This is a genomic window from Mycolicibacterium confluentis, from assembly GCF_010729895.1.
GTDB classification, from domain to species: Bacteria; Actinomycetota; Actinomycetes; order Mycobacteriales; family Mycobacteriaceae; genus Mycobacterium; species Mycobacterium confluentis.
Map to the genome: position 1 here is coordinate 5,687,585 of NZ_AP022612.1, position 22,822 is coordinate 5,710,406.

A 22,822-nucleotide genomic window follows, 5' to 3' on the forward strand; every position below is an offset into this window, starting at 1 on the left:
GCCGGGAGACCGGCCCCTCCTCCTTTTTCGTGAGTTCGTCAGCGCGCCACGTAGTAGAGCCGCTTGTTCGTGAACTCGTCGATGCCCAGCGCGCCGAGCTCCCGGCCGAAGCCCGACGCCTTGGTGCCGCCGAACGGCATCTCGGGGGTCTCCGCCGAGAAGGTGTTGACGTGGGCCATACCGCATTCCAGCCGTTGTGCGACTTCGGCGGCGCGCTTCTCATCCGTGGAGAACACCGAACCGCCCAGGCCGTACCGGATGTCATTCGCCAACCGCACCGCCTCCTCGTCGCTGTCGACGGGGTAGACGACGGCGACCGGGCCGAAGACCTCCTCGTGATAGATCCTCATCTGCTCCGTCACTCCGGAGATGACGGCGGGTGCGATGTAGGCACCTGGGCCCTCGGCCAGGGTGCCACCCACGTGCAGAGTCGCCCCCTTCTCGACGGCGTCGGTGATCTGGTCCCGAAGGGTGAGCGCCGCAGCCCGCGAAACGACCGGAGCGAACTCGTCGGCACCGAGATCCGTTGGGTCGCCGGGCTTCAGGCTCGTCGCCTGCTCGATCAGCGAGGCCAGGAACTGGTCGTGGATATCCCGGCTCACGATCATCCGCTTGTTCGAGTTGCAGGCCTGACCCATGTTGGACATCCGGATCCGCCAGGCGTCCCGCGCGGCAGCGGCAGGATCCTCGGCGTCGAGCACCACGTAGGGATCCGAGCCGCCGAGTTCCAGCACCACCCGGGTCAGGTGACGTCCGGCCTGGGCGGCGACGGCAGCACCGGCGCGTTCGGAGCCGGTCACCGACACACCCTGAATGCGGAAATCCGCGATGAGCGAACCGATCTGATCGAAGGTGGCGTAGACGTTCGCGAACGCGCCGGCGGGCACACCGGCCTCGCTGAGCAGGTCGGCGATCGCCGCCGACGACCACGGGCAGTTCTCGGCGTGCTTGATCAGTACCGTGTTTCCGACGAGCAGATTGGGTGCCGCGAACCGCGCCACCTGGTAGTAGGGGTAGTTCCACGGCATCACGCCGAGGACCACGCCGATCGGGCGCCGCTGGACCACGGCGACGTCAGAGCCCGGCGCCGAAAGCGGCTGGTCGGCGAGCAGCGCCGGTCCCTCGGTGGCGTAGTAACGGAAGATCGCGGCGGCGAAGCGTGCCTCGCCCGCGGCAGAGCTGAGCTTCTTGCCCATCTCCGTGGTCACGAGCTTGGCCAGTTCGTCGGCCTTGGCGTCGAACGCATCCGCGACCGCGGTGAGGACACCGGCGCGTTCCTCGACTGATCTTGCGGCCCAGGCATTCTGCGCATCGACGGCCGAAGCGAGTGCCTGCTCGATCTCGGCGTCGCCTGCGTAGGGGAAGGTGGCCAGGACTTCTCCCGTGGCGGGATTGGTCACCTGGTAGGGCGGTTGGTTGGACACGAAATATCGCCTTTCGGTTGGTGTTTGCGGGTGTTGGTGATCAGCTCGGGGGGAGCACGGGGGCCAGCACGCGGACGCGGTTGGCGGTCCTACCGGTGGCGTCTTCGTGACGGTCGGCGCCGTTGAGGATCCGTACGATGGCCGTCGCAGCGAGGTATCGCAGGGGCTCAGGCTCCCACCGGCGACTGCGGTGGCCCACCCACGGAGCCAGGCTGTAGGGACTGCGCTGCCCGGTCGCCAGATCGGCAAGCCCCCGGCCGGCGGCATAGGCGGCCACGACGCCGTGTCCGCTGTATCCACCCGCTGCGCCCATGCGCGTGGCGGGATCCCAGGTGACCGACATGCTCCAGTCCCGCGGCACGGCCAGCACCCCGCCCCAGCGATGGGTGATGGCGGCGTCGCCGACCTGCGGGAAGTGCGCCCGCAGGGTCTCCTCCAGGCGCTGCCACACCGGACGGTCGCGGTCACCGAACTCGGCCAGCGGATCCTTGAGACGGTATGGCGCGCCGCGTCCGCCGATCGCGATGCGGTCGTCGGCGGTCCGCTGCGCATAGAAGAACAGATGGCGCCGGTCCCGCACCGTCAGACCGTGCGGCCATCCCAGCTCGTCCCACACCGACGTCGGCAGCGGCTCGGTCGCGATCATCATCGACGTGAGCGGCAGGTACGACGCACCGGTGCTCCGCAGCTGGCCGGTCCAGGCCTCGGTGGCGCGCAGCACCGTGTCGGCCCGCACGGTGCCCTGCGAGGTGCGGACCAGCCCGGGCTCGATCGATGTGACTGAGCTCTGCTCGTGGATCACCACTCCGCGGCGCTCACCCGCGTCGGCCAGCCCACGGACCAGCTTGGCGGGGTGGAAACGCGCGCAGTGCGGCGTGTACAGACCACCGGCGATGTCCGGGGTGCGCACCATGGGCCGAACTTCGTCGGCGGAAAGGAGTTTCGCTCCTGACTCGGCGACCCCGGACTTCACCGCGGCAGCGTGGCTGCCCTGCAGCCGGGCCCACTGGGGCTCCGTCGTGGCGACGACGAGCGTCCCGCCTTTGACGAAATCGGCTGCGATGTCCTCGGCGGCGATGACCCGGCCGATCTCATCGACCGCCGACTCGACCAGCCGTGCACCGGCCAGAGTCCGGCCCCAACCGACCCGTTTCGCGTAGCGGGCAGGGCTGCCCGCGAGTCCGGCACCGCACCAGCCGCCGTTGCGGCCCGCAGCGCCGAAACCGACGACGTGGCGCTCGAGCACGACGATCCGGGCGTCCGGTCGGCGGTCGGCCAGATGCAGGGCGGTCCACAGTCCGGTGAATCCGCCGCCGACGATGACGATGTCGGCCGTCGCATCGCCGACGAGCGGCGGCCGCGGCGTGAGGTCACCGACCTGGTCGAGCCACAGCGACCGGGACCTGATGTCCACGCCGGTCACGGGATGTCCACCACGATGCGGCCGGATGTGGTGCCGGCGCCCATCCGCGCGAAGGCCTCGTTGACGTCGGTCAACGCCACCCGGTCACCGATCAGGCGATCCAGCGGAAGCAGTTGCCGCGCATACATGTCCAGGATGCGCTGGAAGTCGATCGACGGACGTGCCGACCCGTAGTTGCTGCCGGTGAGCGTCAGCTCGCGACCCGACATCCGCATCGGATCGATCGAGATCCGCTCTCCCGACGCGACCTGCCCGACCACCACCGCGGTGCCACCGGGGGTCAGGCATTCGTAGGCCTGCTCCACCGCCTGCGCGCGGCCCGTGGCCTCATAGGCCACGTCGACGCCGCGGCCGTTGGTGATGCCGAGAACGGCCTCAAGCACGTCGTGCTCACGGGCGTTGACCGTGTGCGTCGCCCCCAATTCCTCTGCGAGGGTGAGCTTGTCCTCGGCGAGGTCGACGACGATGAGGTTGCCCGGCGACTGCAGTCGAGCGCCCATCACGACGGAGAGTCCCACCCCTCCGGCCCCGATCACCAGCACGCTGTCCGACGGCTTTGCGGGATGGGTGTTGATCGCCGCGCCCACACCCGTGGTCACCGCGCACCCGACGAGCGCGGCGATGCCGGGATCGACATCGCCGGTGATCTTGATGGCGCCGTACGCGGGCACCACGGCGTACTCGGCGAACGATCCGACCGACAGGTAGCTGTACACGTCTTCGCCTGCGGCGGAGCGGATTCGGGTGCCGCCGTCGGGCAGGACGTTGCGGTAGGCGGTCGACACCGCGACCTGGCACAGCTGCGGCCGGCCCGACACGCAGTAGCGGCAGGTTCCGCAGGACGGTGTCCAGGAGAGGGCGACGTGATCGCCGGGCGCGAGATTGGTGACACCGGATCCGATGGATTCGATGACGCCGGCGCCCTCATGGCCGAGGACGACGGGAGGGGTGGCGCTCCATTCGCCGGCCAGCACTCGGAAGTCGCTGTGGCAGACGCCTGCTGCGCTGATCTTGACCCGAACCTCCTGCTCGCCCGGTGCAGCGATGTCGACGTCTTCGATGGTGAGCGGCTGCGAAGGATCCCTGAACAATGCGGCTTTCATCTGCATGGCACCGACGCTAGGTTTGCGCGGGCGAGGCCTCCATAGGGTCTTCCGCCAGTCGCGGTGTAGGACCCCTCCCAGTCAGAGGAACTGCACCGCCTGTGTGCGGCTGGTGACTCCCAGCTTGCGATAGATCGCGGTGAGGTGATTCTGGAGCGTCTTCGGCGAGATGCCCAGCTTCGCGGCGATCTCCCGGTTCGAGGTGCCCAGGGTGAGGCCTTCGAGCACGCGACGCTCGCGAGGGGTCAGCGACTGCACTGTGGGCTGGGTGAGCGAGATGGGCAGCACGATGCGGATGCCCCGGTATCCCGTTGAATCGACGCCCTGTTCGAGGGTGCCGGAGAGACCGCGCACCGTCACTGCAGTCTCTGGCGGCAGCTCCGAGAGGGTGTCGGTCGAGGGGCTGCGGGGGCGGTCATCGCACACCTGAATCCATATCTGGTCGCCGCGGCCGCCAAGCTGCAGATTGACCGTGCTTTCGCAGGCCAGTACCGCTGACTGCACCAGCGTGGACATCAACAGGTACAGCCGGCTGGTGAGCTCCAACGGCAGGCTGGTGGGCCACTCGGCGGCATCGAAGTGGATCTGTTTGCCTGAGTGCTCGGCGAACCGCTCCGTGATCGCCTCGCGAATCAGCGGGACCATGTCGACCCACTCCGCTGTGGTCTGCTCGAGCTCACTGGCGAGCTTCCGGAGTCGGTCAGCCAGTCCCTCGTCGGGCTGTTCGGCCTCCTCGCGAAGGCGACGAGCGACCTCTCGGCGTTGGGTGTCTGCGGCGGTGAGTGCCTGCGTGGTCCATTGGCGAAGCACCTGAGCCCGTTCCTCACGCAGGAAGCGCAGTTCATCGACCATCAGAATGCTCTCGACGACCGAGCTGACGAACCCCGCGACCAGTTCGATCGACTCGACCTCCGACACCGTGAAGGTGCGGGGCTCCTTATCGAACACCTCGATGATCCCGAGGCGTCGTTGGCCGCGCAGCAGTGGCACGCACACATAGCCGCGCAAATCCTCCTCGCGGACGATGCTTCGGGGCACCTCGCGGCTGGCGCTCAGGTCGGTGACTGTCAGCGGTTCGCGCAGGCCGAAGGCCTGACCGGCTAGCCCCTCGTGCAGCGACCATGTGGTGACGCCCTTGACGTAGGCGTCGGAGAGGCCGCGACTGGCGGCCAGGACGTAGCGCTGCGTGGACAGATCCGCATAGGAGAGCGCTCCGATGTGCGCGTCCACCAACTCCAATGCGGTGTCCAGCGCGGCGGACAGAACCGTGTTGGCGTCTCCCGCATAGCGCAGCAGATGAGCGAGGCGGCGCAGAATCCGAAAGTTGCGGGAGTGGTCAGGCATGACGGGAGTGAGTCTAGGCGTCCATGATGGCGCGCAGATGCGACGGTTCGAGTCCGACCAGGCCTTCCACCACCGCTCCGTTCACCGCGGTGACCTGCACTCCAGGGCTGGGGGCCGCCAGCACTCGGCATCCGGCGGATTCGGCGCTGGCGATTCCCGTGGTGGAGTCCTCGATCGCCAGGCACGCGGCCGGGTCCAGCCCCAGCGCCCGCGTCGCGGCGAGGTATGGCGCCGGGTGGGGTTTGGGCAGGTCGACCTCATCCCCGGTGACCACCACCACGAATGTGTCCGGCTCGAGGTGTTCCAGGACAGGCTCGACGAGACTGCGATAAGACATGGTCACCAGGGCGCACGGGATGTTCTCGGCGCGGACCGCAGCAAGCAGCTCGCGGGCCCCAGCCCGCCATGTGACTTCCTGGCGAAGCCGCGCGGCCACGCCCGTCACCATCTCATCGACCAGCAGGGTGGGGTCTTCGTCGCTGCCGAAGTGGGCGGCGATGATCTTCGCAGCATCCAGCAGGCCGAGCCCCACGAGTTCATCGCTGTGGGTGTCGGTCCACGAACGACCCCGGCGCTCGGCCATCTCGACCCAGGTCGCCGTCCACTGGTCGTGGCTGTCGACGAGCGTGCCGTCGAAATCCCAGAGTACGGCTGCAGGGATCGGGTATACCGTTGTGCTGGAGTCGGTTTCGTCGTCATGGGCGTGCATCCCGTCAAAGTCTAGGTACTCTGCGGTGGCCGCACTATGGGAGGTTCGCGGGCCACCGGCGGGGGACCCCTCCTACGACAAACGGCGACGCACCCCAAACAGGTGCGTCGCCGTCGTGCGATTCAAGATCAGGGGCAGGTGACCGTGAGCTCGAACGGTTTGGTCAGGGGCTGCATGGGGTTGGCCATGTCCACCCCGGTCGCCGTGCCCTTGATCTTGTAGGTGTTGCCGTCCTTGGTCGCGGTGGCCTCGCCGCCGGGCGCGCCCTCCTGGAAGCCGAGCACGGTGCCGTTGAAGCTGCCGATGCCGACCTGGTGCACGACGGGTTCGTCGCCTTCGCTCAGTTGGGCGCCGATGCCCTGGTCGTTGTTGGCCAGAGCGATCTGCACGTTGCCGCCCATGGCGCTGCAGGTGACGTCGCCCTCGATCTTCTGGTCTTCGCCGTCGATCGTGAGTTTGGGCCCGTTCACGGCTTCCTTCGCGGCGTCGGTGGCTGAGGTCACGGCGCTCTTCGCGGTCTCGGTCGCGGAACTGACCTGCTCCTTGGCGGATTTGTCACTGGAACAGCCGACCAATCCCCCGACCACGATTGCCGCGCCGCTGATGGCGACTGCAATTCCTCGTTTCACCCCTGTGTCTCCTTTGGTCGCGATCCGGCGATTCCGCCGGATCTACCCAAAAAAGTATGGTCAACCATTTGAAGAATGGCGTGAAAATCGGAAATAAATTTGCCAGCAAATCAACCCCGCAGTAAGGGGGCGGCTCAGCGGTTTGCTGCTGGGGGTTTATCTGAAATCGCCGACCTGCGTTTCAGCAGGCAACCTTGATGGTGAACGCACCCGTGGTGCGGAAACTCGGCTTGTCGGTGTCGAATCCGTCGGCGGTTCCCGAGATCGTATAGGTGTTTCCGTCCATGGTGACCTCGGCATCACCGCCCAGGCCATCCTGGTAGCTGCCCGTGAAGCCGCCGAGGCCGCGGATCGAGACCGACTTGGCGCTCAGTCCGTCGGCGTTCGAGATGATTGACGTGCTGCCTGCCGCGTCGTCACCCGTGGTGATCGTGGTCAGCGGTCCGGCGGCCACGCACTGCACCGAGGTGAACTCGCCGAGATCGGCGTCACCGACGGTGATCTGCGCGGTGCCCGCGACGAGCGTCCCGGGGGGAGGACTGGCCTTTTCGGGTGCCGAGGAGCACCCGGCGGCCAACAGAGACACTGCAGCGGAGGCGATGGTCAGCGCGGCGATTCTCACCCGTGCAGGGTAGCGGGGTGAGTGTCGCGGCGGATCCGTTTCCGGACCGGTCACGGGCAGGTGACCTCGATCTCGAACGGCACCTCATCGGCCACTGCCGCATCACCCGACTCCGAACCCGTGCCGGAACCCTTCACAGTGAACTTGTTGCCGTCGCGACTGACCTCGGAGGGGGCCGACACGCCGCCCAGCGCGATGAGGGCCGGGCCGTCGGAACCGGGCTCACCGATGCTGACCGACTGCAGCTCCTGGTTGTCGGCGTCGGTCACCACCAGCGTGGTCTCCTGGGGTGCGTCGATGGTGATCGTCGTGATGCCCTCGGCCGTCTGGCAGTCGACGGATGCGACGGGGCCGATCTCGCTGGCGCCCAGTTTCACGTGGGTGTCGCCGGCGGTGGACGCCGAATCCTGCGACGAACATGCGGTGAACAGCAGGAGCGCGGCGGCACTGCCGGCGATGACCAGAGACTTCATGGAGTCGAGTATGGCCGCCGCACCTAAACTGGCCGGTGTCGGGGATGGCTTGGGGGCTGCTGCGGGATGGGTTCGATCGCGATGACCGATGTGTTCGCAGATATCGCTGCGGCGCCCGACGTCCCCGAGGTCGGGGCATTCTTCGACCTGGACGGCACGATGCTGCACGGCTTCACCCCGGCCGCACATGCGCGGCATCGGATTCGGCGGCGCGAGGCCACCATCGGGGAACTGCTCGGCGTGGTGGAGGCCGCCGTGCGCTACCGATTGGGCCGCATGGAGTTCGACCGTCTCATGGTGCGGGCGGCGGGATACTTGCGCGGCTCCCGGCTGGACGAACTCGAGGCGCTTGGTGAGCAGTTGTTCCACAGCAGCATCCGTGCGCGCCTGCACCTCGACATGACCGACATCGTCCGTGCTCATCTGGACCGCGGACACACCGTGGTGCTCAGTTCGTCGGCGTTGACCATCCACGCGGCCCCGGTGGCGCGGGCGTTGAACATCCCGCACCTGATCTGCAATCACTTCGCCGTTGACGACGCGGGCCGAGTCACCGGGGGCATCGTCGAGCCGATCATCTGGGGCGCCCGCAAGGCCGACGCGGCGACCGCCTTCAGCGCCGACCACGGGGTCGACCTGGAACTCAGCTACTTCTACGCCGACGGCGACGAGGACGTCGCGCTGATGCGCGCGGTGGGTAATCCCCGCCCGGTCAACCCCCGGCCGGGGATGGCCGCCGCGGCCGCGCGGTCCGGTTGGCCGGTCCTGCGGATCAATGGCCGGCGCGGACGCAGGCTGCGCATCGGGTTGAATACTTCGCGTGGGTGATTTCTTCGAGGTGCGCGACACCTTGCCGGGCGGACGCGGCCGTACTGGGGTGATTCATACGCCGCACGGCGATGTGCACACCCCGGCCTTCATCGCCGTCGGCACCAAGGCCACCGTCAAGGCTGTTCTGCCCGAGACCATGAAATCGCTTGGAGCCCAAGCGGTTCTGGCCAATGCGTACCATCTGTACCTGCAGCCGGGTGCCGATATCGTCGACGAGGCCGGTGGTCTGGGCGCGTTCATGAACTGGTCCGGACCGACCTTCACCGACAGCGGCGGCTTCCAGGTGCTGTCGTTGGGCGCGGGGTTCCGCAAGGTCTTGGCGATGGACGCCAACCGCGTGCAGGCAGACGACATCATCGCCGCGGGCAAGGAACGCCTCGCCCGCGTCGACGACGACGGTGTGACGTTCACCTCTCATCTGGACGGGTCGACGCACCGCTTCACGCCCGAGGTGTCGATGGGCATCCAGCACCAACTGGGCGCCGACATCATCTTCGCGTTCGACGAGTTGACCACGCTGGTCAACACCCGCAGCTACCAGGAGCAGTCGGTGCGCCGGACCCATGACTGGGCCGTGCGCTGTGTCGCCGAGCATCGGCGACTGACTGAGGTCCGCGCGCACAAGCCGTACCAGGCGCTGTTCGGGGTGGTGCAGGGCGCGCAGTACGAGGATCTGCGCCGTGCGGCGACCCGCGGACTGGTCGACATCGGCGGCTTCGACGGCTTCGGGATCGGCGGCGCGCTGGAGAAGCAGAACCTCGCGACCATCGTCGGCTGGGTCACCGACGAACTGCCCGAGGACAAGCCGCGCCACCTGCTGGGTATCAGCGAACCCGACGATCTGTTCGCGGCGGTCGCCGCCGGGGCCGACACGTTCGACTGCGTGTCGCCATCGCGCGTCGCGCGCAACGCCGCGATCTACTCGAGGACGGGGCGTTACAACATCACCGGCGCGCGCTACAAACGCGACTTCACGCCGTTGGACCCCGAATGTGACTGCTACACGTGTGGCAACTACACGCGCGCCTACCTGCACCACCTGTTCAAGGCCAAGGAGATGCTGGCGTCGACGCTGGCCACGATCCACAACGAGCGATTCATCGTTCGACTCGTCGACCAGATCCGGGAGTCGATCTCCGCGGGAAGTTTCGACGAACTCCGCGCTGAGGTGCTGGGCCGCTATTACGCGGGGGCGCGCATCTGACCTGCGGCGTCTGCGCTGTGTGCACAATGACTTCATGGCCGGTGCAGCAGATCTCGCCGAACCCCGACAGCTGCTCGTGCAGTTGCTGAACCCGGACAGCCGGGCCGACCCGTATCCGCTTTACCGCCGGATCCGCGAACACGGCCCGCTGTCGCTGCCGGCGAACAACCTGGCGGTGTTCGCGACCTACGGCGAGTGTGACGAGGTGCTGCGGCATCCGCACTCGGCCAACGACCGGCTGAAATCCACCATGGTGCAGCGCGCCGTCGCCGCGGGGCAGTCGGCTCGCCCCTTCGGTGCTCCCGGCTTCCTGTTCCTCGATCCGCCGGATCACACTCGCCTCCGCAAGCTCGCGCAGAATGCCTTCGCGCCCAAGGTGGTTCGCGCGCTGGAACCCGACGTCGTGACTATGGTCGACGGACTGCTCGCGGCGCTGGAGCCCGGCTCGACGATCGACCTTGTCGCCGACTTGGCGCATCCGCTGCCCGTGGCCGTCATCTGCCGACTGCTGGGCGTGCCGCTGGCCGACGAGCCTCAGTTCAGTTGGGCCTCGGCGCTGTTGGCGCAGGGGCTGGATCCGTTCGCGACATTCACGGGCCAACTGCGCGGCGATCTCGACCAGCGCCTCGAAGCCGGGAGGTGGCTGCGCGGGTATCTGCGCGAGTTGGTCGCCGAACGACGGGCCGACCCTCGCGAGGATCTGATCTCCGCGCTGATCGCGGCCGAGGAGGACGGCGACCAGCTGACCGAGGACGAGATCGTCGCGACATGCAATCTGCTGCTGATCGCCGGCCACGAGACAACGGTCAACCTGATCGCCAATGCCGCGCTGGCGATGCTGCGGAACCCGCAGCTGTGGGCGGAGCTGCGCGGAAGCCCGGAGTTGGCGTCGGCGATCGTCGAGGAGACGCTGCGCTACGACCCTCCGGTGCAGATGACCAGTCGCGTAGCGGGGGAGGACATGACCATCGGTGACGTCTCGGTCCCCAAGGGGGACCTGATGATGCTGCTGCTCGCTGCCGCGCAACGCGACCCCGCGCAGTGCGAGAACCCCGACACCTTCGACCCCCACCGAGGTGCGATCCGGCACCTGGCGTTCGGACTCGGCCCGCACTTCTGCCTGGGCGCGCCGCTCGCGCGCCTGGAGGCCACCATCGCGCTGTCGACCCTGACCAGGCGGTTCCCCGACGCCCGACTGGCCGGCGAGCCCTCGTACAAGCCGAACGTCACACTGCGTGGCATGGCGACCCTGCCCGTCGACGTTTGAGAGCTCAGCCCGCCAACTCGGCGATGACGGCGTGTGCCGCGCGTTCTCCGGCCTCGACGGCACCCTCCATGTAGGCGCTCCACCGGATCGCGGTATCCGTTGAGGCCCAATGGATCACGCCGATGGGCTCCGCGAGGGCGTGGCCGAACGTCGTCCACACCAACGGGCCGCAGTTGGCGTTGTAGCAGCCCCGCGTCCACTGCCGGTCGGACCACTCGCCGTCGATGTAGAACTCGGGCCGCGCGGCGCGCTCGCCGAAGTGCCGCACCAGTTCCGCGGTCATGGCGGCACGCCGCTCCTCTTCGGGCAGGCGGCCGAAGGTGCGCGCCTGCTCGCCCTCGAGGAAAAGCAGCAGGACGCCGTGGTCGTCGCCCGGGATGCAGGTGTCGTTCGACATCCGGGCCGGCCCGACGTCGGAGATGAGCTGACCGTTGAGGCCGTCGGCCCGCCAGAACGGCTCGTCGTAGATGAAGAACGCCTTCATCGCCGAGGCGTTGGGCAGGCGTTGGGTGAGCTGATCCCGGACACCCGGCAGCGGCGGGTCGTACATGATGCGGCCGGCCAGGGTGGGGGAGATCGCCACGATGACCCTGCGGCCCTCGGCCACCAGGCCGCCTCGGCAGTGCACGGTGACGCGGTCGGTGCCGTGCTCGATCAGCAGGACCGGCGCATTGAGCACGATGTGGTCGGTGAACAGTGCCGCCAGCCTCTTCGGGATCTCACCGGTGCCGCCGACGAACCGGACGGTCTGGGCGCCGCCCTCGGATTCGGCGAACAGTTCGGACGTCACGCCGCAGGTCTGGATGGTGAACAGCAGATGCAGCAACGACACCTCGACCGTGGGCACCGCGAGGATGCCGACTGTGCAGATCTCGAGGAGCGTGCGCGCCACGGGTGACAGGCCCTGCCCGTCGTACCAGGCGCCCGCGGTGATCGAGTCCCACGCCGCGGCTCGCGGTGCCAGCCACGGGGCCTCGGGCGGAACCTCGGCGGCCAGCTCGTCAAGCAGGCGCAACACCTTCTCGAGCTCTGCGAGTTCCGAGCCGAACCGGGCGTGGAAGTCGTTCTCCCGCAGCACCCCTGACCCGACCAGGTCGTAGGAGGTCTCGCCCTCGTCGTACTGGGGGAACGTCTCGACCCCGAGTTCGGCGGCCAGCGCGAACATCCGCTCGTGGGTGTCGCCGATCCACTGTGCGCCCAGTTCCACCGGCACACCGGGCAGGGCGTCCTCGGTCAGGATGCGCCCGCCAACACGCTCGTCGGCCTCGAGGACCAGGGGCGTGAGCCCGGCCTGCAGCACTGTGCGCGCTGCGATCAACCCGGACAGTCCGGCCCCCACGATGATGACGTCTGCTTCACGACGCGACATGTCCTCAACTCTTCCACAGGCCCCACCCCCACACTCCAATCCCGGCGAGCGCGCCGGAACCCCCGCGAGTGTGCTGGGGTCCCCCGCGTTGCAGGGGCGTCTGAACGCAGACACGCCGGGCGTACAGATGCGGACGCTGGCGCTCAGCGGACGGGGGTTCGGCCCGCGCCCCGGCGCGTGCGTCGCCCCGCACCCTGGCCGTTGCCGGAGTCGAGGGGTTCACCGGCCTCCTGCGCCGACGGCGTCCGACCGACGCCGCCCGGTGCCGCGGCCGACGGGACGGGGATCTTGAACTGCATGGCGCGATACGGCCACCCCGTTGCGGTGTTCCACTGGCTGAGCAGGATGTGGAACCCGCCGTCCAGTCGTGAGCCCGGCACGATCGACGGTCCATACAGTTGGGCCACTCTGTCGTCGCCCTCCTGCCCCCAGGTCGTCCCGCGGATGGGTGTGCCCGTGGGCACTGTGTAGAGATTGCTGGTCATGTCGGGGAAGACCCGCACATCGAGGTCGTAGCCGAAGTTGTCGAACACCACGAGCACCCACTGGTTCTGGATCCGGCGCAGACAGAGCTCGCCGAATCCCCCTTCGAGCACCGGCGTCGGCTCGTTGCGCCAGGCCCATTCGCCCGCCCGGAATCCCCAGCCCTCATAGGCGGACGGATCGGCGATCCGCTCGGGACGGACTCGGCGCAGGATCAGTGGGCGGTCGCGCTGCAGGCGGAACCCCGTGGACATCACGTAGACCCAGCCGTCGTCGCCGAGGTCCCACGTCCACAACTGGGCCAGGCCATTGTGCAGGTGCGCATCCCAGCGCGGGCCCACCCGGAACCAGCTGTGCCCGTCGTCGATGGACTTCCAGATCTCGGTGAAGCCGACGTTGCCGAACGGGAAGTGCGCGCTGGCGTGCAGATACATCACGTCGCCGACGGTGATCACATCCGAGGGCAGCACCGTCGACACTCCCGCGGGGCCGTTGTGGTTGTAGGGCCACAGCTGCCGCGCATAGTTGGGGTCGCCGCCGGCGGCCTCACTCCAGACGATGCCGTCGTCGAGGTTCTTCGTGTCGGAGAACAACGCCACGGGGGCGCGCCAATCGTCGCTGCCGACCGAGGGTTGCCGGAAGGTGTCACCGAAGACGGCGATGATCCGGCCCGATGGCGTGCGAGTCATGACTCCCAAATCGGTTGCCGCCATACCGAACCGGTCGGTCAGGCCCGGTCCGGTGACGTTCTTGATCTTCCGCGAGCGGCCGACTGCCGGCCCGGGATCGATCGGGTGCACGACCTGCAGTGCGTCAGGCGCGGGAGGCACCACCTCTGCCAACGCGAACCCGTGCTGTCCGGGGACGGGTTCGGTGACCGTGAGACCGCGCATCTGCGCAAGTTCGGCGCTGGTGGTCGAACACGCGGGTGTGGACGACGCCGTGGCGGACCGCCTGGTCTGCGGTCCACGCGATTGGCGTGACGTGAAATGTTCAGACCGACTCATGGGGGTTCTCCCCTGTTCCGCGATGCGATCAGCCGGCAACGCTCTCGGCAACCACCAGCGTGTCGCGGGTCAGCGCGGGAGGGCACGAGTAGCTCAGTACTCGAATCCCCGGCGGCCGGGGGACATCGCGCACGGGCCGAGCAGTCGGAGCGACTACAGCGGGTTGAGGATCCGCTGCAGGAACTGCCGGGTGCGCTCCTCTTTCGGATCGCCGATGACCTCGTCGGGTGTGCCCCGCTCCAAGATGATGCCCTGATCGGTGAACAGCACCTGATGGGAAACCTGCTTGGCGAACTGGATCTCATGCGTGACGATCACCAGCGTCCAGCCCTCGACCGCCAGATCCTTGATGACCGAGAGCACTTCGCCCACCAACTCGGGATCCAGCGCTGACGTCGGCTCGTCGAACAGCACGAGTTTGGGTTTGAGCGCCAGGGCCCGCGCTATCCCCACGCGCTGCTGCTGCCCTCCGGACAGCTGATACGGGTACTGATCCCGCTTGGCGGCCAAGCCGACCTGTTCGAGGAGTTCGACCGCCTCGGAGATGACGACGTCCTTCGGCCGCTTCTGCACGATCAGCGGTCCCTCGGTGATGTTCTCCAGCACCGTCTTGTGCGGAAACAGGTTGTGCGACTGGAACACAAAGCCGCTGCGCGACTGGAATCTGCGCACCTCGGACTTGGGCTGCGGCTTCGAGAAGTCCAGTTCGACGTCGTCCACCCGGATCACGCCGGCGTCGGCGCGGTCGAGTGCGTTGAGGGTCCGCAGCAGTGTGGTCTTGCCCGAACCCGACGGGCCGATGATCGTCGTCGCCGTGCCCTGTTCCACCTTGAACGAGACACCCTTGAGCACCTGGTTGTCGCCGAACGCCTTCTTCACACCCTCGGCGGTGACGCGATATTCGATCTGCTCTTCTGTCATCGGGCGACATACCTTTCCAGCCGGCGTTCGACGCGGCCCTGGCTGAACGAGAGGGCGAGGCAGATGACCCAGTAATACACCGCAGCCGTGCCATACAGCGCGAAGAACTCGAAGGTCGGCGCCGCGGCGATCTGCGCCGTCCGCAGCAGTTCGGTGACCAGGATCGTGGATGCCAGCGAGGTGTCCTTGACCAACGAGATCAGCGTGTTCGACAGCGGCGGCACCGCGACGCGGGCGGCCTGCGGCAGGATGATCCGACGCAGTGCTCCGGCATAGTTGAAGCCGATCGTCTCGGCGGCCTCCCATTGGCCCTTGGGGATGCTCAGGATGGCCGAGCGGATGATCTCCGCCGCGTAGCCGCCGACGTTGAGACTGAATGCGATCACCGCGGCGGGGAACGGGTCGATCTTCACGCCCAACTCGGGCAGCGCGTAGAAGACGATGAACAGCTGCACCAGCAGTGGGGTCCCACGGATGATCGAGATGTAGAACCGTGCCGCGGAACTGAGGATCCGGTCGGGGGAGAGTCGGGCCAGGGCGACCACCAGGGCGATCGCCAGTCCGAGGATGAAGCTGATGATGGTCAACGGAATGGTCATGGTGATCGCGGCCTTGGCCAGCGGCCACAGGTTGTCGCCGATGAGGCCCCACACCGAGCGCGATCCCGGTTTGACGTCGGTGCCCGAGGCGTCGGCCTTGAGGTACTTCTGGGAGATCGCGGTGAGGGTGCCGTCGGCGCGCAGGTCCGCCAGGGCCTTGTCGAGATCGGTGAGCAGGCCGCTGTCCTTGCGGGCCGCGAACCCCTGCTCGCTCTTCTCCCCGGTGGTCGCGGCGATCTTCACCGAGGTGTCACCGGTTTCGGCGAGGTAGGCGTAGACCGCGATGCTGTCGTTGACCGTGACGTCGACGCGGTCCTGGTTGAGCAGCTTGATCGCCTGGGTGAAGCCCTCGACCGCCTCGACGCGGGCGCCGGCGTTGCGGGCGACCTCGGCCCAGTTGCTGGTGGCGCTCTCGGCGGCGACTTTGCCCTTGAGGTCGTCCAGCGAGGTGATGGAGTCGTCGTCGGCGCGCGTGACGATGACGCCCTCGCCGACCGCATAGGGTTCGGAAAGGTCGTATTTCGCCTGGCGTTCAGGGGTGATGGTGACCTGGTTGGCCACCACGTCGAAGCGGTTGGCCTCCAACGCGGCGAAGATCGAGTCCCACGGGGTTTCGACGAACTCGACGGGGCGGCCCAGTTTTTCGCTGACCGCGCGGGCCACGTCGACGTCGTATCCGGTCAGTTCATTGGTGGCCGGGTCGTGGTAGCTGAAGGGCGCGTACACGCCTTCGGTGCCGAATCGCAGGACACCGCCGCCCTCGTCCTTCGATGCCGATCCGCAGGCCGTCGCGGTCAGCGCGACGAGCACGATGAGCGGCAGAAGCGCCCTCCGCAGGTAATGGCTCACCGGCGGAACGTAACAACAGCGATGGGGGTCTTACAGGGTTCTGCTCAGGATTTCTTGAAATCGCCTCACTGGCCGCCCGCGTGGTAGATCCAGGGCTCGCGGGGGAGGCGGACGGGGTCGAACTCGGCGAGCATCGCCTCGGCGGTGGTTGCGGTGAACCCCAGCGATGCTGCGATCTGCGCCAGCGCCTGCTCGATCCCAATCTCGGAAAGTGTCACCGCGCCATCGCGTTTGGCCAAACGCTTGCCTTCTGCGTTGAGCACGAGGGGTACGTGCGCATACTCGGGCACCGCGTGGCCCAGCAGAGTGGCGAGGTACGCCTGCCGCGGTGACGACGGCAGCAGATCGTCACCGCGGACCACCTGATCCACGCCCTGGGCCGCGTCATCCACGACGACGGCGAGGTTGTAGGCCGGGACGCCGTCACCGCGGCGCAGCACCAGATCATCGACGACGCCGGTGTAGGTGCCGTGTTGCACGTCGGACACCGTGAACTCGTCGACATCGGAGCGCAACCGCAGGGCCGGTGGCCGTCCGCCAGCGCGGCGTTCGGCGCGTTCGGCGTCGGTGAGGTCGCGGCAGGTGCCCGGGTACGCACCCTCCGGCGCGTGCGGGGCGCGCGGCGCCGACAGGATGTCCTTTCTGCTGCAGAAACATTCGTAGACCAGGCCGCGCTCGGTCAGCGAGTCGATCACGCTGTCGTACCGCGCGGTGTGCGCCGTCTGGTACTCGGGTGCTTCGTCCGCGGTGACGCCGATGGCCGCCAGATCGTGCAACTGCCGCGCGGCGACGTCGTCGAACGTCCGGTCGTCGAGATCCTCGACCCTGATCAGGAAGCGGCGTCCGGTGGAACGGGCGAAGAGCCACGCCAGCACCGCGGTGCGCAGGTTGCCGATGTGCAGGTCGGCCGACGGGCTGGGGGCGAACCGGCCCGCGCCGGGCGGGCGGGTCATGTCCCGCAATCTAGCCGATGCCGGCCAGCGCCTCCTGTACGCAGGCAGCCCACGCGTCCGCCTCGACCTCGTGCACGCCGGAGTCACCGGTGAAGGCGCTGGAGACCACGACGTCAGGGGTCACGGTCGCGAGCAGGCGCAGGCTCTCGGACAGGGGCCCCGCCTCACTGATGGGCGGGATGAACCCGGCGAACCAGTGCCCGTCGGCGCCGTGGATGAGGGTGTCTCCGGTGAACAGGTACCGCGTGCCGTCGACGGCGGTCACCAGGTAGCACGTGCTGGCCGGCGAATGGCCCGGTGTGGGGATGACCTCGATGCCCAGGTCGTCGACGTGCCGAGTGCGCAGAGGCACATCGACGGGCGCGTGCGCTTCGATGTCGGTGCGTTCCCCCGAGGGTGCGTGCAGGCGGGTGCCGAACCGCGCCGAGATCTCCTTGAGCATCGGACCGGCCTCGTCACGGTGGGACAGGTACTGATCTGTCACCCCGCCGAGGTGATCGATCTCGTCGAAGTCGGCGTCGGTGGCAGTCGAATAGAACAGCACGTTGCCTCCCGTCCTGCCGGTCCAGACGTAGCCGTGGGTGGTCAGGCCGGGAAACGGGCTGTCGGTACGGGTTTCCCAGAGGTCGCTGCGGATCTGTTTCATGCTTGAGCCTTCATGCATCCCAGGGTGGAACATCAACCATTGTTGAGGTCAAGGGGAGGTGCACAGACCGGGCACGATGTCGCCGAGGTCGAACGTCGCGGGCTGCTCCAACTGCGCGAAGGTGCACGACGCCGGATCGCGATCGGGTCGCCACCGGTTGAACTGCGCGGTGTGCCGGAACCGTCGGCCTTCCATGTGGTCGTAGCGCACCTCGACCACGCGCTCGGGGCGCAGAGGCACGAACGACAGATCCTTGCCCGCGTTCCACCGCGACCCACCCTCGTAGCGCCTGGTGGTGTCGCGGTCGGCCATGTGCGCCGCCCAGTTCCACGGGTGGCCTTCGAAAGTCATGACCAAGGGCTGCAATTCGGTGAACAGGGCATGCCTGGTCGCCATTGGGAACGCCCCGATCACGCCGACCGACGCCAACGAACCGTCCTCGTCGTAGAGGCCCAACAGCAGCGAGCCCACGGCGTCGGCGCCAGACTTGTGCAGGCGATATCCGGCCACCACACAGTCGGCGGTGCGCCGGTGCTTGACCTTGAACATCACCCGCTTGTCGGGTTGGTAGGTCAGCTCCAGTGGCTTGGCGATCACGCCGTCCAGGCCGGCGCCCTCGAACTCGTCGAACCAGCGTCGTGCCAGCGCGAGATCCGTGGTTGCGGGCGTGACATGGAAGGTCGGGCCAGCAGTACTGAGCGCCCTCTCAAGGGCGGCGCGACGCTCGGAGAACGGCAGGCCCGTCAGATCCTGGTCCCCCAGGGCCAGCAGGTCGAACGCGATGAACTGGGCCGGTGTCTGTGCGGCCAGCATCCGGACGCGGCTGGCCGCCGGGTGCAGGCGGAGCTGCAGCGCCTCGAAGTCCAGTCGAGCGGCGGTCGCGATGACGATCTCACCGTCGACCACGCATCGTGGCGGGAGTTCGGCCACGGCGGCCGCGACGACCTCGGGGAAATAGCGCGTCATCGGCCGTTCATTGCGGCTGCCGAGTTCGACCTCATCGCCGTCGCGGAACAGTATCGTCCGGAACCCGTCCCATTTCGGCTCGTAGGACGCACCGGGCGGGATGGCGTCGACGGACTTGGCCAGCATCGGCGACACCGGGGGCGGGACGGGAAGGTCCATCGCCCCATTGTGGAGGGCTCAGTCCGTGATGTCGCGGACCTTCTCGTTCGCCAGTCCGCGGGGCGACAGTTCACGGGTGCGCTCCATGTGTCGGCGCCAATGGGCCTCGGCCTTCTCGCCCTCACCGGCGCGCAGCAGACCGATCAGCCGCCGGTAGGACCGCGTGAGCATCTGGTACTCCGCTTCCGACACCGTGCGTCTGCGCTTGATCGCCGCCGCGGTGTGGCGTTCCGCCAACTCATGCAGCATGCCCGCGACGATGCCCAGCGCAGCATTGCCGGACAACTCGACCAGGCGACGGTGGAATCTCGCCGACACCTCGGCGAGGTGTCCGGTTTTCCACGCCGTGGGAATCTCCTCCACGAGGATGGCTTCCAACTCGTCATAGGCCGACGTGTTGCCGCTCTCGGCCAGGAGTCGGGCCGACAGCGGTTCGATGGCCGTGCGCGCGACCATCACGTCCGCAACGGTCGCACCGGACAACTCCAGAAGCAGCGCGGCTGGGCGGGCGACGATCTCCGGGCCCGGCACCCGCACGCGCGGGCCTGTCCGGGAACCACGACGCACCTCCACGAGGCGTTCGGATTCGAGCACCCGGATGGCCTCTCGCAGCGAGGGGCGGCTCACCCCGAACTGGGTCATCAACTCGGGTTCGTTGGGCAGGAAGTCGCCGTCCTTGAGTTCGCCGGTGACGATCTGCCTGCGCAACGACTGCGCGACGATCTCGGCCGTCTTGGGCGTACGAACGGGCGCAACGTTCGGAGATCGGTCGATGGGTGTGTTGGTGTGTGGACCGCGGGCCACTGGGTCGACCTCCGAGTTCATCTCTGCGGCGGCGGCATCTCGGGTTCGGCAGGCTCACCGGGCAAAGCAGGTTTCGAGTCTAACAACGTGTGGGGTGCGCCGAGTCGTGGAGTCAGCGACCGGCACGCACGGACAGGACCGCTCCGGCTGCTGCGAAGACGGCGGCGAGCGCCGCGCCGGGGAGCACCTGGCGGGCGGGGACCGACCGCAGGTTGAGCAGGGATGCGCCCGCGTCACCGACGTCGGCGAGGGTGCCGGCGCGGGCCCATGCGGTGTCCTCGGGCGGGGCTGCCAACAGACCCGCACCGAGGGCGACGTCCCGTGCCCCGATGCTGCGGAACAACAGCGCCACCCCGGGGTTCGCGCCGTCGGGACCCAGCCAGGTCCGTGCGGCAAATCGTGGATTCAGCAACAGCACGACGCCGAGGAGGATGCGGCTTCCGCCGACGATCCAGCGAAGCCATGGATGATGGCGGGAGTCCATTCGCGGGTCCGCTACCACGCCAACGGAAGTCGTTCGATGCCGTACACGCCTCCGGAGTGTTCGACCACCTCGGACAGATCCGGAATGTGGTACTCGGGGATCAGCCGATGCCACTCCTGCAGCACGACGGTCATCTCCTGACGGGCCAGATGGGAGCCGAGGCAGCGGTGGGGGCCGGCGCCGAAACTGATGTGGCGCGGCGCACCGTTCGTGAAATCGACTGTCCCGCCGCGGGAGTGCTCATTCGGGTCGCGGTTGGCCATCCCCAACGGGAAGGCGACTATGTCGCCCTTCTGCACTGGGCAGCCGTGGAACTCGATGGCGGATGTGGCGATGCGCGCCGTCTGCACAATCGGATAGGCGCGCATCAACTCCTCGACCGCGCGAGCGGTCAGGTCGGGATTGTCGACCAACTGTCGCCGGTGCTCGGGGTGGGTGGCCAGATGGAGGAACGAATAGCAGAGTTGGGCTGCGACGGTGTCCAGGCCGGCCATGAACAGCAGCAGCATGCAGGACAACAGGTCCTCGTCGGTGGGGGCCTCCCCGTCGATGCGCCAGTCCAGTGCATGGCTGACGATGTCGTCGCCGCGCTGGGCCGGATCCGCGCGCTTGGCGGCGATGAGCTCACCGAAGTAGCCCATGACCTCCATCATCGCGTTGAGGGCGCCAGAGCGGTCGGGATCCTTCTCCTCGGTGACGTGCAGGATCTTGTCCTCCCACACCATGAAATCGTCGAGTTTGTCGATGGGCAGTCCCATGATCTGGAGGAAGATCGTGGTCGGGAAGACGGCCGCGAACTCGGCGTAGAAGTCGCAGGAACCGGTGGATCGGATCCGCTCGATCAGTTCGATCGCGAAGGCGCGATGAGCACCCTCAAGCTCCTTGACTCGCTTGGGTGAGAAGTAGAGGCCCAGCAGGTGCCGCCACTTTCCGTGCTCCGGCGGATCCAACATGATCGGGATCCACTTGTACGGCGGATTCGACTCGGTCGGAACCATGACGGAGTTCGAGAAGAGCTCTGGGTGCTGCAGGCCCTCCCGGATCACGTCGTGATCGGTGAAGACCCAGTACCCCTGCGCCTCCTCGGTGCGGAAGAACGGCCGGTGCTGGCGCTGAAATTCGTCGAGCCGGTCGAAGTTGCTGCCTGCGGGGTCGGGTCCGCGGCTGAACTCATACGCAGCGATAGGACAGTTCGTCGAGGGTGTCATCGGTGGCCTGCTTCCTTCCGAGCCCAACGCAGATCGTCAACCAGGTTAGCTATGTGGATGAGGTCGTACAGCGACATTGGCTTCAGAGATGGACGACGATCCCGCGCGTATTGAGGACGATCGCGGCCAGCACCACCATGTAGGCGACACTCCCGGCAAGCAGCTTCGCGGTTTCACGCCACAACTCGGAATCGGTCTTCGGTGGGAGGAAGAACTCCGCGGGCAGCTCCTTCGCCGATCGACGTGCTGAGTTCTGCATCGCCTGCGTCCTTTCGACTAGGGAATGTAGGGACTGTCGAAACCGGTGAGGATCCGCATCAGCAGCAGCGGGACGCCCAGCAACAGAACGGCGCTGACCTGGAATCCGACGAACCACGCGCCGAGGCGCAGCAGCTCGAACCGCCACCGCGGAATGGTGACCGCATAGTTGAGGTGGTCGTCGAACTCCTGCTGCTTGGATCGCACGCGTGTCGCGGTCGCGACGCCGCTCGCTTCACTCGGGCTGGTCGCGCCGGCGGTGTCGGGACCCCCTGATCCCAGGGATTCCTTGGGCGTGGTGAATCGTTGCAGGCCGCAGAATCTTTCGAGGTGGTTGAGACCGCGTATCGGCGGCTTGCCGGCCCAGTAGGCGATCAGGTTCGGCCACACGCACATCAGACCGATGGTCCACAGCAGGGTGATGCGGCCGCCGTCCGGCCACTCCAGCACCGGCCCGATACCGGGGTCGTAGGTCCACCAGCCCATCGCCGTCGCGGCCCCCTCGACCACGAAGTCCCAGACGTAGTTCACCGGAATCGCCAGTACCAAAAGCGATTTCAGCATGCTCCAGCCGGTCTTGGAGGCCACCCACTGGCTGAGCCACAGGATCAGGATGGCGTGGACGCCCCAGTAGACCGCGTACGCGAACGGCATGAACAGGGGGTCGTTCGGTGTCTTGACGGGCAGCCATTCCAGCAGGTGGTGCTGGGCGAAGGCCGGGCTGTAGATCAGGTGCTGAGCCCAATCGCCGACGGTCTCCATCCAATAGATCGCGAGGCTGTTGAACAGGAACAGGAAGCCCCAGGTGAACCGACGTCGTCGGATGACGTCGAGGATCGCCAGCAGCATCAGCGTGCCGCCGACGATCGGAACCGCGACATTGAAGACCCAGGTGCCGCCGGGATCCGTCAGGGCCGGTGGGGTCAGTTCCGCGCTCGCGAGCAGTACGTCCATGCTGGCGTCCGATCGTTCGTATAGTGAAGACAGCTTCACCAATATGGGGTGTCATGTCAACCACTCGCCGACATCGGGGTTGGCGCGGGGTGGGGTTGGCGGGGCGCGGAGAGAGGGTCCCCTGAAATGGGGC

The 22,822-nt window shown here is 67.4% G+C and carries 23 protein-coding genes; 3 read left to right on the forward strand and 20 right to left on the reverse strand.

The features are described 5' to 3' along the window. Nucleotides 1-38: 38 nt before the first annotated feature. From G6N34_RS26670 to G6N34_RS26705, 8 genes are all read right to left on the reverse strand, one after another. The gene (locus tag G6N34_RS26670; RefSeq protein ID WP_234813012.1) at nt 39-1,424 is read right to left on the reverse strand and encodes an aldehyde dehydrogenase family protein; all 1,386 of its coding nucleotides are present in this window, start codon (nt 1,422-1,424) and stop codon (nt 39-41) included. Between the two features lie 40 nt (nt 1,425-1,464). Then, entirely contained in the window at nt 1,465-2,847 is a 1,383-nt protein-coding gene (locus G6N34_RS28205; protein ID WP_163645549.1) for an NAD(P)/FAD-dependent oxidoreductase, read from the reverse strand. After that, complete coding sequence (locus G6N34_RS26680) at nt 2,844-3,956, reverse strand: alcohol dehydrogenase catalytic domain-containing protein (RefSeq protein WP_085154302.1); 1,113 nt, start codon at nt 3,954-3,956, stop codon at nt 2,844-2,846. The genes G6N34_RS28205 and G6N34_RS26680 overlap by 4 nt, the downstream gene beginning before the upstream one ends. A 75-nt stretch (nt 3,957-4,031) precedes the next feature. After that, on the reverse strand, nt 4,032-5,294 hold the full coding sequence (locus tag G6N34_RS26685; RefSeq protein ID WP_085154304.1) for a LuxR C-terminal-related transcriptional regulator: 1,263 nt from the start codon (nt 5,292-5,294) through the stop codon (nt 4,032-4,034). A 13-nt stretch (nt 5,295-5,307) separates the two neighbouring features. Further along, a complete protein-coding gene (locus tag G6N34_RS26690; protein WP_085154306.1) occupies nt 5,308-6,003 on the reverse strand; it encodes an HAD family hydrolase in 696 nt (231 codons plus the stop codon). 128 nt (nt 6,004-6,131) lie between these two features. Beyond that, entirely contained in the window at nt 6,132-6,632 is a 501-nt protein-coding gene (locus G6N34_RS26695; protein WP_085154308.1) for a lipoprotein LpqH, read from the reverse strand. Nucleotides 6,633-6,813: 181 nt separating this feature from the next. Beyond that, on the reverse strand, nt 6,814-7,254 hold the full coding sequence (locus G6N34_RS26700; RefSeq protein ID WP_234813013.1) for a lipoprotein LpqH: 441 nt from the start codon (nt 7,252-7,254) through the stop codon (nt 6,814-6,816). Between the two features lie 50 nt (nt 7,255-7,304). Further along, the gene (locus tag G6N34_RS26705; protein ID WP_085154310.1) at nt 7,305-7,727 is read right to left on the reverse strand and encodes a lipoprotein LpqH; all 423 of its coding nucleotides are present in this window, start codon (nt 7,725-7,727) and stop codon (nt 7,305-7,307) included. An 81-nt stretch (nt 7,728-7,808) separates the two neighbouring features. Between G6N34_RS26705 and G6N34_RS26710 the strand changes: the two genes are divergently transcribed. The 3 genes from G6N34_RS26710 to G6N34_RS26720 are packed head-to-tail and all read left to right on the forward strand — an operon-like array spanning nt 7,809 to nt 11,029. Further along, nucleotides 7,809-8,555: an HAD family hydrolase gene (locus G6N34_RS26710; RefSeq protein WP_234813014.1), complete on the forward strand. Its 747-nt coding sequence runs from the start codon at nt 7,809-7,811 to the stop codon at nt 8,553-8,555. Further along, entirely contained in the window at nt 8,548-9,762 is a 1,215-nt protein-coding gene (tgt, locus tag G6N34_RS26715; RefSeq protein ID WP_085154314.1) for a tRNA guanosine(34) transglycosylase Tgt, read from the forward strand. Before G6N34_RS26710 ends, tgt begins: the two co-directional genes overlap by 8 nt. A 34-nt stretch (nt 9,763-9,796) precedes the next feature. Beyond that, a complete protein-coding gene (locus G6N34_RS26720) occupies nt 9,797-11,029 on the forward strand; it encodes a cytochrome P450 (RefSeq protein WP_085154503.1) in 1,233 nt (410 codons plus the stop codon). 4 nt (nt 11,030-11,033) lie between these two features. Here G6N34_RS26720 and G6N34_RS26725 read toward each other — a convergent pair whose 3' ends face one another. The 12 genes from G6N34_RS26725 to G6N34_RS26775 all read right to left on the reverse strand — a co-directional run bounded on the left by G6N34_RS26725 (nt 11,034) and on the right by G6N34_RS26775 (nt 22,689). After that, nucleotides 11,034-12,398 carry a flavin monoamine oxidase family protein gene (locus G6N34_RS26725; protein WP_085154316.1) on the reverse strand — a complete coding sequence of 455 codons (1,365 nt, stop codon included), beginning with the start codon at nt 12,396-12,398 and terminating at the stop codon, nt 11,034-11,036. Nucleotides 12,399-12,541: 143 nt separating this feature from the next. Then, on the reverse strand, nt 12,542-13,774 hold the full coding sequence (locus G6N34_RS26730) for a glycoside hydrolase family 183 protein (protein WP_197746715.1): 1,233 nt from the start codon (nt 13,772-13,774) through the stop codon (nt 12,542-12,544). Between the two features lie 267 nt (nt 13,775-14,041). Continuing rightward, the gene (locus G6N34_RS26735; protein WP_085154320.1) at nt 14,042-14,809 is read right to left on the reverse strand and encodes an amino acid ABC transporter ATP-binding protein; all 768 of its coding nucleotides are present in this window, start codon (nt 14,807-14,809) and stop codon (nt 14,042-14,044) included. After that, nucleotides 14,806-16,257, reverse strand: a complete 1,452-nt coding sequence (locus G6N34_RS26740) for an ABC transporter permease subunit (RefSeq protein WP_085154322.1) — start codon at nt 16,255-16,257, stop codon at nt 14,806-14,808. Before G6N34_RS26740 ends, G6N34_RS26735 begins: the two co-directional genes overlap by 4 nt. Nucleotides 16,258-16,322: 65 nt before the next feature. After that, the gene (gene gluQRS / locus G6N34_RS26745) at nt 16,323-17,210 is read right to left on the reverse strand and encodes a tRNA glutamyl-Q(34) synthetase GluQRS (RefSeq protein ID WP_085154324.1); all 888 of its coding nucleotides are present in this window, start codon (nt 17,208-17,210) and stop codon (nt 16,323-16,325) included. A 10-nt stretch (nt 17,211-17,220) separates the two neighbouring features. After that, nucleotides 17,221-17,856 (reverse strand): MBL fold metallo-hydrolase, encoded by a 636-nt coding sequence (locus tag G6N34_RS26750; RefSeq protein WP_085154326.1) that lies wholly within the window; start codon nt 17,854-17,856, stop codon nt 17,221-17,223. A gap of 48 nt (nt 17,857-17,904) precedes the next feature. Further along, entirely contained in the window at nt 17,905-18,981 is a 1,077-nt protein-coding gene (locus tag G6N34_RS26755; RefSeq protein ID WP_085154328.1) for an ATP-dependent DNA ligase, read from the reverse strand. 18 nt (nt 18,982-18,999) lie between these two features. Continuing rightward, the gene (locus G6N34_RS26760; protein ID WP_234813015.1) at nt 19,000-19,785 is read right to left on the reverse strand and encodes a FadR/GntR family transcriptional regulator; all 786 of its coding nucleotides are present in this window, start codon (nt 19,783-19,785) and stop codon (nt 19,000-19,002) included. A 112-nt stretch (nt 19,786-19,897) separates the two neighbouring features. Further along, entirely contained in the window at nt 19,898-20,269 is a 372-nt protein-coding gene (locus G6N34_RS26765; RefSeq protein WP_085154332.1) for a hypothetical protein, read from the reverse strand. A gap of 11 nt (nt 20,270-20,280) precedes the next feature. Beyond that, nucleotides 20,281-21,477: a cytochrome P450 gene (locus G6N34_RS26770; protein ID WP_085154334.1), complete on the reverse strand. Its 1,197-nt coding sequence runs from the start codon at nt 21,475-21,477 to the stop codon at nt 20,281-20,283. Between the two features lie 82 nt (nt 21,478-21,559). After that, a complete protein-coding gene (locus G6N34_RS27685; protein ID WP_165763669.1) occupies nt 21,560-21,736 on the reverse strand; it encodes a DUF7156 family protein in 177 nt (58 codons plus the stop codon). Nucleotides 21,737-21,753: 17 nt separating this feature from the next. Further along, entirely contained in the window at nt 21,754-22,689 is a 936-nt protein-coding gene (locus G6N34_RS26775) for a spirocyclase AveC family protein (protein ID WP_109788598.1), read from the reverse strand. Nucleotides 22,690-22,822 lie beyond the last annotated feature (133 nt).